Origin of the sequence: Variovorax sp. S12S4 (assembly GCF_023195515.1) — a bacterium.
Taxonomy (GTDB): domain Bacteria; phylum Pseudomonadota; class Gammaproteobacteria; order Burkholderiales; family Burkholderiaceae_C; genus Variovorax.
In genome coordinates, this window is sequence record NZ_JALPKR020000002.1 from 5,546,782 (window position 1) to 5,561,415 (window position 14,634).

13 protein-coding genes are annotated in these 14,634 nt (G+C 65.9%); 3 read left to right on the forward strand and 10 right to left on the reverse strand.

The annotated features are described in order from the left end of the window. Positions 1-29: 29 nt before the first annotated feature. Complete coding sequence (locus tag M0765_RS27195) at positions 30-992, forward strand: LysR substrate-binding domain-containing protein (protein ID WP_258507459.1); 963 nt, start codon at positions 30-32, stop codon at positions 990-992. Here M0765_RS27195 and M0765_RS27200 read toward each other — a convergent pair. Both M0765_RS27200 and M0765_RS27205 read right to left on the reverse strand, forming a co-directional pair. Continuing rightward, positions 916-1,554, reverse strand: coding sequence for a 3-oxoacid CoA-transferase subunit B (locus M0765_RS27200; RefSeq protein WP_126746825.1), 639 nt, complete (start codon positions 1,552-1,554; stop codon positions 916-918). The genes M0765_RS27195 and M0765_RS27200 overlap by 77 nt on opposite strands. 1 nt (position 1,555) lies before the next feature. Continuing rightward, the gene (locus M0765_RS27205) at positions 1,556-2,359 is read right to left on the reverse strand and encodes a CoA transferase subunit A (RefSeq protein ID WP_258507461.1); all 804 of its coding nucleotides are present in this window, start codon (positions 2,357-2,359) and stop codon (positions 1,556-1,558) included. Between the two features lie 103 nt (positions 2,360-2,462). Here M0765_RS27205 and M0765_RS27210 point away from each other — a divergent pair, with 103 nt between their 5' ends. Together M0765_RS27210 and M0765_RS27215 are read left to right on the forward strand one after the other, a co-directional pair. Beyond that, positions 2,463-3,029 carry a LuxR C-terminal-related transcriptional regulator gene (locus tag M0765_RS27210; protein ID WP_258507463.1) on the forward strand — a complete coding sequence of 189 codons (567 nt, stop codon included), beginning with the start codon at positions 2,463-2,465 and terminating at the stop codon, positions 3,027-3,029. A 148-nt stretch (positions 3,030-3,177) separates the two neighbouring features. Then, positions 3,178-3,324: a hypothetical protein gene (locus M0765_RS27215; RefSeq protein WP_165442094.1), complete on the forward strand. Its 147-nt coding sequence runs from the start codon at positions 3,178-3,180 to the stop codon at positions 3,322-3,324. A 29-nt stretch (positions 3,325-3,353) separates the two neighbouring features. Here the strand turns inward: M0765_RS27215 and M0765_RS27220 are convergent, their stop codons facing one another. The 8 genes from M0765_RS27220 to M0765_RS27255 all read right to left on the reverse strand — a co-directional run bounded on the left by M0765_RS27220 (position 3,354) and on the right by M0765_RS27255 (position 14,601). Continuing rightward, positions 3,354-4,328 (reverse strand): Bug family tripartite tricarboxylate transporter substrate binding protein, encoded by a 975-nt coding sequence (locus M0765_RS27220; protein ID WP_258507465.1) that lies wholly within the window; start codon positions 4,326-4,328, stop codon positions 3,354-3,356. A gap of 47 nt (positions 4,329-4,375) precedes the next feature. Then, on the reverse strand, positions 4,376-4,756 hold the full coding sequence (locus M0765_RS27225; protein ID WP_258507467.1) for a VOC family protein: 381 nt from the start codon (positions 4,754-4,756) through the stop codon (positions 4,376-4,378). Then, on the reverse strand, positions 4,753-5,736 hold the full coding sequence (locus M0765_RS27230; protein ID WP_258507469.1) for a hydroxymethylglutaryl-CoA lyase: 984 nt from the start codon (positions 5,734-5,736) through the stop codon (positions 4,753-4,755). The genes M0765_RS27225 and M0765_RS27230 overlap by 4 nt, the downstream gene beginning before the upstream one ends. Further along, positions 5,733-6,908, reverse strand: a complete 1,176-nt coding sequence (locus M0765_RS27235) for a CaiB/BaiF CoA transferase family protein (protein ID WP_258507471.1) — start codon at positions 6,906-6,908, stop codon at positions 5,733-5,735. The genes M0765_RS27230 and M0765_RS27235 overlap by 4 nt, the downstream gene beginning before the upstream one ends. A gap of 113 nt (positions 6,909-7,021) precedes the next feature. Continuing rightward, a complete protein-coding gene (locus tag M0765_RS27240) occupies positions 7,022-7,795 on the reverse strand; it encodes a hypothetical protein (RefSeq protein ID WP_258507472.1) in 774 nt (257 codons plus the stop codon). Further along, positions 7,795-8,493, reverse strand: coding sequence for a phospholipase D-like domain-containing protein (locus tag M0765_RS27245; RefSeq protein ID WP_258507473.1), 699 nt, complete (start codon positions 8,491-8,493; stop codon positions 7,795-7,797). Before M0765_RS27245 ends, M0765_RS27240 begins: the two co-directional genes overlap by 1 nt. Before the next feature lie 349 nt (positions 8,494-8,842). Beyond that, on the reverse strand, positions 8,843-14,017 hold the full coding sequence (locus M0765_RS27250) for a DNA repair ATPase (RefSeq protein ID WP_258507475.1): 5,175 nt from the start codon (positions 14,015-14,017) through the stop codon (positions 8,843-8,845). Positions 14,018-14,097: 80 nt separating this feature from the next. Further along, positions 14,098-14,601: a zf-TFIIB domain-containing protein gene (locus M0765_RS27255; protein WP_258507477.1), complete on the reverse strand. Its 504-nt coding sequence runs from the start codon at positions 14,599-14,601 to the stop codon at positions 14,098-14,100. Positions 14,602-14,634: the final 33 nt, after the last annotated feature.

Genomic DNA, 14,634 nt, shown 5'->3' on the forward strand with positions numbered 1-14,634 from the left:
GCAAAGCTCAACCGAGGCAATGCGAGCACATGGACTGGGACAACCTTCGCTACTTTCTGGAACTGGCCCGCTCGGGCACGCTGATGAGCGCGGCGCGCCGGCTCGAGGTAGACCACACCACCGTGGCCAGGCGCATTCAGGCGCTCGAGAAGGAAGTGGGTGCGCCGCTTTTCTCACGCGAGGCGGGCGGCCACCGGCTGACCGAGGCGGGCCGCAAGCTGCAGCCACAGGTCGAGGCCATGGAAAGCGCCTTCCAGGCGGTGGAAAGCACCGCGCCGGCATCGCAGGAAGGCTTGTCGGGCCTGGTGCGCATAGGCGCCACCGAGGGTTTCGGCACCGTGGTGCTGGCGCCGCAACTCGCGCTGTTCGCCCAGCAGCACCCGCGGCTCACCATCGACCTGCTGGCCATGCCGCGGCTGGTGCACCTGTCGCGACGCGAGGCCGACATCGTGATTTCGCTCGAACGGCCGGCACGCGGGCCCGTGGTCGTGACCAAGCTCACCGACTACACGCTGCGGCTCTACGCGTCGAAGCAATACCTGGCCGCGCACAAGCCGATAAAAACGCGCGAAGACCTGCGCGGCCACACCTTCATCAGCTACGTGGACGACCTGCTCTTCAGCAAGGAACTGCAGTACCTGGACGAACTGCACCGGCCCGATGCCTTTGCGCTGCGCAGCACCAGCGTGCTGGCGCAGCACCGGGCGGTAGCGGCCGGAGCCGGCATTGCGGTGCTGCCGGCCTTCATTGCCGAACAGGACGCCGCATTGCGCCCCGTGCTCGGCGACCAGGCGAACTTCACGCGCACCTTCTGGATGTCGATGCCGGCGGAAACCAAGCACCTCGTGCGGATGCAGACGGTGTGGAACTTTCTGCGCGAAGCCGCCGAAGCGCAGCGCGACGCGCTGCTGTTGCCTACTGGATCAGTTGCGCCCCGGTCTTCGCCTGCAGCGCATCGAAGCTCACGCCCGGCGCGAGCTCGACCACCTTGAGGCCTTCGGGCACCACGTCCATCACGGCCAGGTCGGTGATGATGCGGTCGACCACGCCCACGCCGGTGAGCGGCAAGGTGCACTGCTCGAGGATCTTGAAATCCTCGGTGCCGTCCTTCTTCTTGGCGACGTGCTCCATCAGCACGATGACGCGCTTCACGCCGGCCACCAGGTCCATGGCGCCGCCCATGCCCTTCACCATCTTGCCAGGGATCATCCAGTTGGCGAGGTCGCCCTTCACGCTGACCTGCATGGCGCCGAGGATCGACAGGTTGATCTTGCCGCCGCGGATCATCGCAAAGCTGTCGTGGCTGCCGAAAATGGCCGAGCCCGGCAGCGTGGTCACGGTCTGCTTGCCGGCGTTGATCAGGTCGGCGTCGACCTGGTCTTCGGTCGGGAACGGGCCGATGCCGAGCATGCCGTTCTCGCTTTGCAGCCACACTTCCTTGTCACCGACAAAGTTGGCCACGAGCGTGGGAATGCCGATGCCCAGGTTCACGTAGAAGCCGTCTTCGAGCTCTTGCGCCGCACGCGCGGCCATTTGGTCTTGGGTCCAGGGCATCTCAGGCTCCTTTGGTGTTCTTGACGGGGGCGGGCACTTCGCTGCCGGCGGCGGCCTGGGCAATGGCGGCCTGCGCCTCGACCTTGGCGGCCGCAGCGTCTGCCGGAGCGGCTGCCGTCACCGTGCGCTTCTCGATGCGCTTCTCGGGGTTGGCGTTCAGCACGATGCGGTGCACGTAGATGCCCGGCAGGTGGATGTCGTCGGGCGCGAGTTCGCCCACTTCGACGATCTTCTCGACCTCGACGATGCAGATCTTGCCGGCCATGGCGGCGGCGGGGTTGAAGTTGCGCGCCGTGAGGCGAAAGCGCAGGTTGCCCGACTTGTCGGCCACGTCGGCCTTGACCAGTGCCACGTCGGGCACCAGCGAGCGTTCCATCACGTAGGTTTCGCCGTCGAACTCGCGCAGCTCCTTGCTCTCGGCCACTTGCGTGCCGACACCGGTCTTGGTGAAGAAGGCCGGAATGCCCGCGCCGCCCGCGCGCAGCTTTTCGGCCAGTGTGCCCTGGGGCGTGAACTCCAGCGCGAGCTCGCCCGCGAGGTACTGGCGCTCGAACTCCTTGTTCTCGCCCACGTACGACGCGATCATTTTCTTGATCTGCCTCGTTTCGAGCAGCTTGCCAAGGCCGAAGCCGTCGACGCCCGCGTTGTTCGAAATGACGGTGAGGTTCTGCACGCCGGTGTCCTTGAGCGCATCGATCAGCGCCTCGGGAATGCCGCACAGGCCGAAGCCGCCGACCGCGAGCATCTGCCCGTCGGCCACGACCCCCTTGAGTGCCGCGTCTGCGGAGGGATAAATCTTGTTCACTCGGGCTCCTTGATGGATGGGTGGAGAGTTGGCGAAAGCTTTTGAAGAGCCTTGAACGATACTACGTAGTCGCATACGTAGTATTTCGTAATGGTGACCCCCGATGCAGGAGATCGACTACCGCCTGGCCTTCGAGCATGCCCCCGTGGGCATGGTGGTTTCGCGCAACCGCACCATCGTGGCCTGCAACGAGCGGGTTTGCGAGATTTTTGGTGCAACGCCCTCTGCATTGGTCGGGCATTCGTTCAGCATTCTGTACCCCAGCGTGGCCGAGTTCGAGCGCATCGGCAAGCGCATGGAGCCGTTTCTGAATGCCAGCGGCCGCTATGCCGACAACCGCATGATGAAGCGCCTGGGCGGCCTGCACGGCGCCATGGCCGGCGAAACCTTCTGGTGCCATGTCACCGGGCATGCGATGAACCGCGCCGCGCCGCACGAGGCCGGCATCTGGACCTTCGAAGACCTGGGTTCGCGCCGCGCAGTGAAAGCCGAGCTCACGCCGCGCGAGCGCGAGGTGGCCGCGCAGGTGATGCGCGGGCTCACGTCGAAGGAGATTGGCAAGGCGCTGGGCATCAGCCACCGCACTGTAGAGCTGCACCGCGCGAGGCTGATGCGCAAGTACGCGGCGGCAACGACGGCGGAGCTGGTGCAGAAGCTCATTGCCGGCTAATTCTTCGCAGCTACCCTGACCTGGTTCCGCGCCGATCGTTGCAAAAACGGAAACGCGGTGTCGCGCAAAGGCCTGTGCCGCAGTGCCTTGCGATGACTATCTTTGAGGCATGCGGACAAGTCGCCCGCAACCATTCAGGAGTATCGATATGACCACACCTCTTCATTCCGAAAAGAACCTGCTTCTCTCGTCGAAGCTGTCGGTTGCGCGGGCGCAAGCCTTGGCGTCGCACCGGCTGCCGGTCACGCTGACGCTGGCAGCCATCATTCTCTCGGTGCTCGGCGTCAAGCCATAGTGCCGTAATGCGTTGCGGCCGGGGCCCGTTCACTCGGGCTTGATGTCCGCCGCCTTGATCACCTTCGACCAGGCCACCAGTTCCTGGTCGACGAATTTGCCCAGCGCGGCGGAATCCATGTAGGTGGCAAAGGCGCCCTGCTCGTCCACCTTCTTGCGGAAGGATTCGCTCTCGACGATCTTCTTGATCTCGGCGCTGAGCTTTGCCACCACTTCGGGCGGCGTCTTGGCCGGTGCGAACACCGCGAACCACGACTCCACTTCGTAGCCCGGCAAGCCCGCCTCCGCCGAAGTCGGCACATTGGGCATCGACGAGTGCCGCTTGCTGCCGGTATAGGCCAGCGCCTTCATGCGCCCGCTCGCAATGTGCCCGATGACCGAGGGCGGCGTGGTGATGAACATGTCCACGTTGCCCGCAATCAGGTCGTTGATGGCCGGTCCAGAGCCCTTGTAGGGCACGTGGGTCATCGGCTGCTTGGCCTGTCGCGAAAGCAGCTCGCCCGCAATGTGCTGGATCGATCCGTTGCCCGACGAGGCATAGAAGAGGCCGCCCTCTTTCTTCTTGCCGTGCTCGACCAGTTCCTTCATCGAGTTGACCGGCAGCTTGCCGCTGACGGCGACCACGTGCGGCGCGCGCATCACCATGGCCACAGGCACGAAGTCCTTGGACGGGCTCCACTTGAGCTGCGGGTAGAGCGAGGGGTTGCCGACGTGGTAGCCCGAGTACTGCATCAGCAGCGTGTAGCCGTCCGGCGCGGCGCGCGCCACGGCTTCGGTGCCGATGTTGCCGCTGGCGCCGGGCCGGTTGTCGACGACCACGGGTTGGCCCAGCGCGCGCTGCAGCGGCTCGCCGACCATGCGCGCCATGATGTCGGTGGAGCCCGCGGGTGCGGTGGGCACGATGAAGGTGATCGGTTTCGAAGGCCAGGTGTCGGCGCTGGCCGTGGTGGTGGCTGCCAGTGCAAGGCCAAGGCTGGCTGTCAGAAGGCGAAGTGTGGTTTTCATGGTTTGTCTCGGGTGGTTTTTGTAGGTTGTCTTCGAAGCCGGCGCGCTCAGGGCGAAAGCTCGGAGATTTCGATGAGGTTCAGGTCAGGGTCGCGCACATAGACCGAGCGGATGCGCGATGTGGCGCCGGTCCGCATCACCGGGCCTTCGATGATCGGCACGCCCCTGTCCTTCAGGCGCGCGATCACGTCGTCCAAGGGCGCGCTCGCGATGAAGCACAGGTCCAGCGAGCCGGGCATCGGCACTTGCGCCTTGGGCTCGAACTCGTGGCCCTTCACGTGCAGGTTGATCTTCTGGTTGCCGAAGCGAAATGCCTTGCGGCCCGGGCCGAAAGTTTCCAGCGCCATGCCCATCACGTCGGTGTAGAAGCGGGTGCAGGCCTCCTCGTCGACGGTGGTGAGCACCAGGTGGTCCAGATGGTCGATCATGTCTGCAGCTCCTTGCCGTGGCGCGCATGCGCACGCGCCACGATGTCGTTGAAATCCGCCGGTGGCGCATGCCGCGTGAACCGGTGTCCGGCGCGGGAGACCTGGCTCGGCAAGTCATGCTGCACCAGGGCCTCGAGCGCCGACGCGGCATCGATCAGGCCTTCCAGGTCCATGCCGGTGTCGTAGCCCATGCATTGCAGCATGTGCACCACGTCCTCGGTGGCCACATTGCCGGTGGCGCCGGGTGCATACGGGCAGCCGCCGATGCCGCCCAGCGACATGTCGAGGCGCTCGATACCCGCCTCGACCGCGGCCACGGTGTTGGCAAGCCCCATGCCGCGCGTGTTGTGAAAGTGCGCCGTCCATTGCAGTGCGGAATATCTCGCCAGCACCACCTCGCAAATCGCTTGCACCTGCGTAGGAAAAGCCATGCCCGTGGTGTCGCACAGCGTGACGCCCTGCACCTGCAGCGCGGCGAAGCGGTCGATCCATTCGAGCACCGTGGCAAGCGGCACCTCGCCTTCCATTGGGCAGCCGAACACGCATGAGAGCGAGACGTTCACCGGCACGCCGGCCTGCCTTGCCAGCGCTATGACTTCGGTGAGTTGGGCGAAGGATTGCTCGCGCGTCATCCGCAGGTTGCTGAGGTTGTGCGTTTCGCTCACCGACATGACGATGTTGAATTCGCCGATGCGGCTTTCCAGCGCGCGCTCGGCCCCACGCAGGTTCGGCACCAGCGCGGTGTAGACCACGCCCGGCCGACGGACGATGCGCTGCATCACCTCTTCGCCGTCGCGCAATGCCGGTATCGCCTTGGCGGAAGTGAATGAGGTCACCTCGATCTTGGCGTAGCCGAGCGTGCCCAGACGGTCGATCAATGCAATCTTGTCGTCGGTGGGGATGAATCGGCTTTCCATCTGGAAGCCGTCTCGGGTGGCCACTTCGTTGATGAAGAGCCGCTTGCCGTTGCCTGCTTTCATACGGCCTCGCTTTCCTCGGTGCGGCGTGCGGGCCAGCCCGGGCCTTTCAGATCGCCCGTGTGTTCGCCGAGCCGTGGCGCAGGGTGCGCAATGCGGCCCGGCGTGGCGCTGAGCTTCGGCACGACGCCGGGCACCTTGAGCGTTCCGCCATCGGAAGTGGTCGCCTCCACGATCATCTGCCGTGCCTGGTATTGCGGATCGGCGGCGATGTCGGCCACCGAGTAGATGCGCCCGACGGGCACGCCCGCCGCATCGAGCGCCGCCAGCACCTCGTCGCGGCTACGCTGCAGCGTCCAGGCCTCGATGGCTGTATCGATTTCTTCCACGCGCGCCACGCGGCCGTCGTTGTGCACGAGCTGCGGATCATTCTCAAGATCAGCGCGGTCGATGGCGCGCATCAGCCGGCGGAAGATGCTGTCGCCGTTGCCCGCCACCAGCACGTAGTGGCCGTCGCTGCACTTGTAGGCATTGGTCGGCGCAATACCCGGCAACGCGCTGCCGGCACGCTCCCGCACAGCGCCGAAAGCGTCGTATTCGGGCAGCAGGCTTTCCATCACGTTGAAGACCGACTCATACAGCGCCACGTCGATGAACTGCCCCTCCCCGCCATGAGCCGTGCGGTGGTGCAGTGCCGTGAGCACGCCGATGACGCCATGCAGCGCAGCCAGCGTGTCGCCGAGCGAAACGCCCACGCGCACCGGCACCCGGCCCGGTTCGCCGCTCAGGTAGCGCAGCCCGCCCATCGATTCGCCGAGCACGCCAAAACCCGGCTTGTCGCGGTAGGGGCCGGTCTGCCCGTAGCCGGAAATGCGCAGCATGATGAGCCGGGGGTTGAGTGCATGCAGCTGCTCCCAGCCCAGGCCCCAGCCTTCGAGCGTGCCCGGCTTGAAGTTTTCGATCAGCACGTCGGCCTCGAGCGCCAGGGCGCGCACGGCCTCCTGGCCTTCAGCGCTGCGCAGGTCTAAGCACACCGAGCGCTTGTTGCGCGACTGCACCTCCCACCACACGGAAGTGCCTTCGCGCAGCATCCGCCATTTGCGCAGCGGGTCGCCGACGCCCGCAGGCTCGACCTTGATCACGTCCGCGCCGAATTCCGCCAGCGTCTTGCCGGCGAACGGGCCGGCGATGAGCTGGCCGAGCTCCAGCACCTTGAGGCCTTCGAGTGCGTTCATCTGCGTCTGTCTCCTGTGGGAATGCCCCAACTCTAAGAACAGATCGCGTCCGCCGGAATTGCTCTGACGGCAGCACGCCTTCGCAAAATGCGAAGGCCGGTGCTCTACGTGCTCTACTTCTTCTTGGCCAACGCAGGTTTGGCGGCAGGCAGCAGCGGAGCCTCCGGCGCTTTGACCCAGCCGCGCAGCAAAACGCCAAGGAAGAGACCGCCCGCGAAGATCGCCCAGTACATCCAGACTGGCATGTTCTCCATGCCGCTGTGCAGGTTCATGCCGAATGCGGCACCAACGGCCATGAGCGGAAAGGTCAGCGCCGCGATGGTGTTGAGCTTGTGCTGCGCGCGGCTGACTTCCCGGGTCGAGCGCGCCTGCGCCTCGGCCGCGTGCGCGAGCCGGTAGTCGAGCGACATGCGGGTGTCGGCCAGCAACAGCTCCAGGCCGCGCGTGATCTCGACCGCGAGATCGCGGAGGTCGATCAGCATGAGGTCTTCCTTGACGGCATCGCGCGCCGCTTGCAGCACGGCCTGCAGGTTCATGGCGGCGCGGGTCAGCGGAATAAGCGGGCCGAGAACCTGGAACAGATCTTCGGAAGTTTCAGCGACCGCGTGCCTGGTCTCGAAAGTAGCCAGCGCCGTGCGGTAGCTTTCGAGCAGCTTGGCAAAAGCGCGCTCGCCGGGGTTGTTGCCCTTGTGGAACCACGCGCCATCGGGCTTGCGCAAGAACACCGCGGGCTTGCGCTCCGCGCCGGGGCCGGCGGGCGGCTCGTGCAGGATCACCAGCAGATGGCCCTGCTCGTGAATGATGCGCTGCGCACCGTAGCTCGCGCCTCCCAGCCGCTGCTGGATTTCAGGCGGCAGTTCCCAGTCGTAGTCGATTCTTCTTGGCATCAGGCGGCCTGCAGTTCTTTCCACAAGATGTCGAATTCGTCCGCAAAGCGGCGCACGAGCGAGGGGTCGTTGCTCAAGATGACGTTCTCCTCGTTGTGCTCGCAGGCGCTGCGGGTCCAGTTGTAGCTGCCGTTCAGCAACCGTGCGCCGTCGAAGATGGCGAACTTGTGATGCATGTGCGCCTCGGTGCGGTCCACCGCAATCGGAATACCCGCCGCGCGCAATTGCCCTACGTCGCTGCCGCGGTCGAACTCCTTGTCGTTGTCGGTAATGAAGCGCACCGCCACGCCGCGCCGATGTGCGGCCAACACCTCGGCGGTAATGCGGTCATCTGAAAGCGTAAACACGCACAGATCGACCGAGCGCCTGGCGGCCTTCAGCTGCTGATTGATCGCCTGCAGGCAAGCGGTGCCGGGGCTGAAGAAGGCCTGCGAGTGCACGTTGACGGCATCAGGCGAGCGGCCTGTGTCGATTGCGCGCACAACGCCTTCCAGCCACTTAAGCAGGGACAGTTGCTCCGGATCAGCTGTGCGGGCGCGCACCAGGTCGAATGCACGATTGCGCAACTGGCGCAAACCGTCCTCAGGCGGTGAGGCCTCACGAAGCGTATGCACCAGCACACGGCGCTCGTCGTCGCTCAGCCGCTCATCGGTCATGGTGGCGTCCAGCTGGGCCAGTAGTTCGGGAAGGGCCGACATGTCAGTGAATCTCCATAGTGCTGCGCCCATTCAGGGCCTCTCGTTCAGGGCTTGTGCAAAGGCCACCGGGTACTCCCCCTCCGCGAATGTCCCCCGCCTTCGGCTCCTCCTTTATTTCGATGCGGGAAGCACCCGATGCCCTGTGCACGAGGGCACGCTGCTGGTGTACCGCTGATCAACAACCGCTCTGTGCAACGCAGCCGCTGGCGGGGTGCCTTGCGCAGCGAAATAAAGGAGGAGGCCGCAGGCCGGGGGACATTCGCGGAGAAAGGTACCCCGTCGGCGGGTGCGCGCCCTGAAGAACCGCAGCGCAAAACAACACGACGCAAAGAAAGACAACCCCTCATTCCTAGCTCTCCTTGTCCGGCTTGGGCGAGCGCCTAACCACGCCACGCGCAGCCTGCACCTCAGCCGCAAGCCGCTCCATGTCCTGCTTGATCGACCGGTCGAGCTCTAGCCGGCGTTCGGTGGCGGTTACTAGCGGAAGGATCAGTTCGCGATAAGTCACCGCAATCTGCAGCATGGCGTCGGCCAGCCGCTGGCTTTCGCTCGGGCCTTCGGCGGGCGGCTTGGGTTTGAGCGCATCGACCGCGCGCGCCACGTCGAGCATGCTGCTTGCAATGCGCTGGCTGCCGTCGACGTCGTCGCCGCCGAGCTTTTTCTTTCGCACGAACTCTTCGCAGATGGCCGCCCAGCGCGCGCTTTCTTCCGGCGTGGGGCTGCCCAGAAGCTGCGCAAGCCTCAAGAGGTTTTCTTCCGCGCCGGTGGTCAGGGTCTGCGCCTCGCCGCGGTAATGGTCGCGCAGCAAAGCGTCGAGCTCGTCGTCGCGCATCAACGCGGTGATCTTGCCCGCGAGCTTGGTCATGTTGCGGTAGCTGCCCTGCAGCTTGAACGGCGGCGCTGTGCGGTAGGCCTCCTGTTGCGCGGCCGATTCGATGTAGGCGAGGTTGACCTTCAGCAGCAGGTCGCGCGCACGGAACAGGCGCTGCAGCAGTGCCTTTATCTCTTCCAACTCAGCCGCACTGTACGCATGCGAAAGCGCACTGCTCGGCACCTCGTGCCCCTGCGCCATCTTCACCAGCAGCTGCACGTCCTTGGGGTCGCGCGAGGCCAGCGGCATCAGCGTGGGGTTGGAGGTCAGGCTGTTCTCGATGTACGAGAGCGCAAACGCCGCCTCGCGGCCCGAGAGCACATCGCCCAGGTTGTAGATGTCCGCCCGGTTGGCCAGCATGTCCGGAATCTTGAACACGTCGCCCGACTCGGTGTACGGGTTGCCAGCCATCACGATGGCAAAGCGCTTGCCGCGCATGTCGTAGCTGCGTGGCTCGCCGTTCCACACGCCCTCGATGCGGCGCGTGCCGTCGGCCAGCGCAATGAACTTCTGCAGAAACTCCGGGCTCGTGTGCTGGATGTCGTCCAGGTACAGCATCACGTTGCTGCCCATTGCCAGGCCGAGGTTCAGCTTTTCCAGCTCTTGCCGCGCGGCGCTGTTGGGCGCGTTGGCCGGGTCGATGGCCGTGACGCCGTGGCCCAGCGCCGGGCAGTTGATGCGCACGAAGATCAGGCCGAGCCGGTCTGCCACGTATTCCATGAGCGTGGTCTTGCCGTAGCCGGGCGGCGAAATCAGGAGCAGCAAACCCATGCGGTCGGTGCGGCTGCCCTCGCCCGCCGAGCCGATCTGCTTGGAGAGGTTGTCGCCGATGATGGGCAGGTAGAGCTCGTCGATCAGCTGGTTGCGAACGAAGGTCGAGAGCGGCTTGGCCTGGAATTGGCCCAGCTTGAGGCGAGCTTTCTCGCGTTCGAGCAGCTCGTGCCGCAGGCTGTGCAGCGCCTCGTAGCCCGGCACCGCATGCGTGGTGTGAAACAGGAAGCGGCGCCAGAAGTCGTTCAGGTTCAGCGTCATGCGGCCATCGGCCACGCGCGGATGTTCACCGCGCAGCCCCTCGACCGTGCGGTCGAGCGCCACGTTGACACGCTTGCGCTGCATCGGCATGGCCAGCACGCTGGCCGCGTCGTCTACCCAATCGACCGACTGCGGCGCCTGATGAACCGCATAGGCACGCACCCAGTCGCGCGCAAGGCGCCAGCGCTCCGCCGGCGGTGCGGCATCGAGATCGTGCTGCCACGCATCGCGCCGGCCACCCCTTTCGAGCTCGCGAAGCAACGCGGCGGCCAGGTCTTCGCCCGCACCCGATACGGCCCAGGTTTCCCCGCCGTGCTCGCCGGCCAGTTCGCGCACCAGGTAGGCAGCCGCCTGGCCGCACACGGTGGACACGCGGCCCTGGTGGGCGTCGCGCTCTTCTTCGGTAGCGGTTTCGGCCAACGGCAGCAGGTCGGGCAGCATGTCGCGCGCAAAGTGATTCAGCGCGCGCGCCGTGTCGGCTTCGAGCTGCTCCAGCGCGTCGCGGCGGGCGAACAATGCCCGCATCTGCAAGGCGGCACGCGCGCGCCGCAGCAGCGATTCGCGGTGCGCGATCAAATGGCCGTGCTGCCAGTAGAGCAGCGCCAGTGCGCGTTCGGTCGGCCCCCATGCCAGCAGGCCGGCCTGGTCTTGCATGGCGACGAGCGCACCGAGCAGGCGCAACGCGTCGTCATCGTGAATGCCCTTCTGGTAGCCCTCCTGGTAGCGCGCAGCTGCGAAGCGGCGCACCATTTCGAGCAGCTGCGGATGCAACGGGTCTTCGGTGAGGAGCGTGACCACCTCGGCCCAGGTGCGCTCGGCCTTGCCATCGAGCAACGACTCGAGCAGGCGGCCGGCCAGGTATTCGGCGCGCGACAGTTCGGTGGTTTCCGAAACCAGCGCCTGGTTCCAGTAGCGTTGCAGCGGCAGCAGCCGCGGCTCGTCCACGGGGCTCAGGTAGTCGGTGCCGGTGACCTGGTAGGCCATACCGCTCTCGCGGGCCACCAAGGTCAGGTCGACGGGCTGGCGGTGCACGGTAAAGGCATGACGGCCCAGGCGCAGGGTGTCTCCGCCTTCGCTCACCAGTTCGCGCTTGTCGCGAATCGAACGCAGGGCCTGGTCGCGCGCTGTCTTCAGGCGCGTGTCGAGCTCGTCCGCCGGCACGGCGGCGCCGAGCGTGCGCAGGTCTGCAATCAGCGTGTGCAGCTTGCCGATCATCGGATCGGCGGCGAAGTAGCTGTGAACCTGCTTCAGGTCGCCGAACTGCGCAATGCGGCGCGGAATACCGTCGAGGATGCGCCCCGCCGCGTCGACCACGCCCTGCGCACGGCGCTGGCGGGCCTCCACCAGGCTCTGGCGGCGCGCGGAAAGCGCTTCGTACACGGTCTCGCGCTTTTCGGCGATGTCGGCCAAAAAGTCTTCCTGCTCGGCAAAGCGGCCTTCGATTTCTTCGAGCTGGGCCAAGAGGCGCGTGAGCGCGTCGTCGCACTTCTCGGGCGTGTCGGCAAACTCCAGCGCGTTTTCCACCGCCTGGCTGAAAAGCTTGAACTGCGCACCGAACTCCGCGCGCGCCTCGGTTGCGCCGAGTGACTTGCGCCGCGCGCGTGCATCGGCGCGCATGCGGTTGATGTCGGCGTAGATCAGCGAGATGCGGTCGAGAATCGAAGTGCGGATCACCGCATCACCGCCTGGCAGGCTCCCGAGCTGTTCGGTCAGCAAATCGAGGCCGGCCGCTTGCTCGTCGAGCGTTGCCAGCATCTGGCCGAGCGCGGGCGAAGTCGCAAGATTGGGCAGGTCGAGCGCCAGCTTGTCCAGCGCCTGGCGCTGGCCGCTGAAGGCCGTGTCCGCCGCCAGGAACTGCATGGCGCGTTCGCCGATGCGCTGCTGCTCGGTCTCGAGTGCCGCGTCCATGGAGGCGATGCGCTGCAGGTCGGCATAGCGCAGTTCCTTGAGCATCTGCAGCGCGCCGCGCCGTTCGCGCAGGCGGCCCAGGGCTTTCACAAAATCGTCAGGCGCGCGCCAGAGCGTGCTGGCAATGTCGACCAGCAAGGCGTGCTGCTCGTCTTCGGCACGGGCCAGTGCACGCGCGGTTTCGCGGCGGATGGTGTCGACCTTCTCGAACTCGGCCAGCGTGCTGCGCGCCACGTCGGCAATGCTGCGCAATTCGCCCATCAGGCCGGCTGCTTCGGAGGCGTCCAGCCAGAAGTAGGCGTCGCTCACGCGGGTGCACTGGCGAATCAGGTCTTCGTACGCAGCGCGCGTGGGCGCCTGCTCGCGTACCGCACGGGCAATGCCCATCAGGTCGCTCACGCCGCGCACCAGCTCGGCATTGCCGATCTTGCCGAAGAAGCCGGTGGCGGGCGGCTGCGCGCTCACATGCTCTTCGCTGGCGAACGGCGTCTGCCAGAGCTGCATCGGGTGCACACGCGTCGGCTCGCCGGCGTCGCCGTTGAACACCAGGATGCGGCCGTCGGCAAAGCGCGCGTAGCCGTTGGCGATGATCGGCGTGGCGAGCTTCTTGTCGATCAGGTTGTAGTTGAAGAGCGCATAGCGCCCCGGCTTCGGGTCGTAGAAGACGTAGGCCACGTCTTCCCCGTTGGGCGAGCGCAGCATGCGCTTGAAGCGCAGGCTCTCCACCACCTCGCCCGGCAGGTCGAAGCGCTTGTACTCGCCCGACTGCAGGTAGTAGCCGCCCGGAAAGATGATGCCGTGGTCTTCGGGCAGCTGCACGCAGGAGCCGCCGATGGCGTCGATGCGCTCGACCTGCTGCGTGCGGATGTTGAAGACCAGGTAGCGCGTGACCTGCTCGCGGTAAGGCTTTACGCGCAGCAAGATCAGCATGCCGAGCTTGGCCCACGAAATCTCGGCGTCGGTCAGCGACTGGCTCTTGTCTTCCACCGGCTCGCTGTAGATACCAAGGCCGGTTTCGGTGTTGTTCTCGATCTTGACCGTGAGGTCGCCGCCCAGGGTTTCGACAAACACCGTGTCGAGCACGTTCACATGGGGGTGCTTGCCGCCCACGTGGTCTTCGCGCGTGGCCACGGTCCACTCGAAGTCGTGGCTCGCGGGCAGCGCAATGTCGCGCTCGCCGCGGTTGTCGATGTAGTGGATGTCGCCGCTGCGCTCGATGGCCCAGCGGAACACGCGCACGTCGCCCAGCTGCTGGCCGATCTGGAAGGACGCGAGCAGCTTGTCCTGCGTGACGCGCAGCTGCAGCATCGTCGCCTGCTTGTAGTAGGCGTACAGCTCGCGAAAATCGGAGACGAAGCGGGTGTCTTCGAGAAAGGTGCCGGCCAGCGGCACGGGCTGCAGCTCGTCGTTCTCGGTGGCGGCCTCTCCGGGCACTGCCAATCGGTAGAGCCCGAACACGTCGCTCACGGCCGTTTCCTTGCGCAGGCCGATAAACACGTTGTAGCCGAACAGCAGCAGATCGCCAATGCGCACGATGTCGCGCGCCACGGCGTTGTTCTCGGTGCGCGCGCGGGTGCGCAGCACCAAGGCCTGCTCGGAGCGGCCGAACTCGGCGAGACGCCGCTCGTTGAGCGCCTGCGTCTTCGCGAGCAGGCCTTCGCCCTGTGTTTCAAGCCGCTTCTTCAGCAGGTCGTAGCTGCCGCTGCCGGACACCAGGGTTTCTGTCTGGTCAGACGGCGCCTGGGCGCCGGCCGGCGCCCCGATTCTTCCGTGGGTTGCATAGGTCGGCGCGGTCAGTCCGCGCGCAGCAATGCGAGCAATTCGTCGCGGTGGGGCTGGGTGTCGAGCCAGGCGCGAATGCGGTCCAGCTCGTCGATGCAGTCGTTGCCGTAGCGGCGGCGCAGCGCGGCAAGGCGCACCTCGCGCACCTCTTCGGTCTGCAGTTGCCGCTGCCACCTGTCGGACAGCAGTTCGTCGAGCCGGTTGGCCAGGCCGCGGCTCACGAGCGCAGGCCATTCGCCCTGGTCGAACCAGAGGTTCTGGCAGGCAATGCAGCGGTCGATGCGAAAGTCGGGCCCCGCGCTCACGCGCAGGCGCTGCATGAGCCGGTCGCACTCGGGGCAATGCCGCACCGATGCGGCATCGAACACTTCGATGACCTCGTCATCGATTGCATGGGGTTCGCGCGCAGGGTCGGCGGCCTTCCAGGCGCGCCAATCTTCCATGGACATGACCATGCCGCCGCAGTCAGTGCAGTTCACGGCCAGCAGCGCCTCGGCCAGGGCAACGGCTTGCATGGGCGAATGCGCCGAGCAGCTGCATTTGAGGTT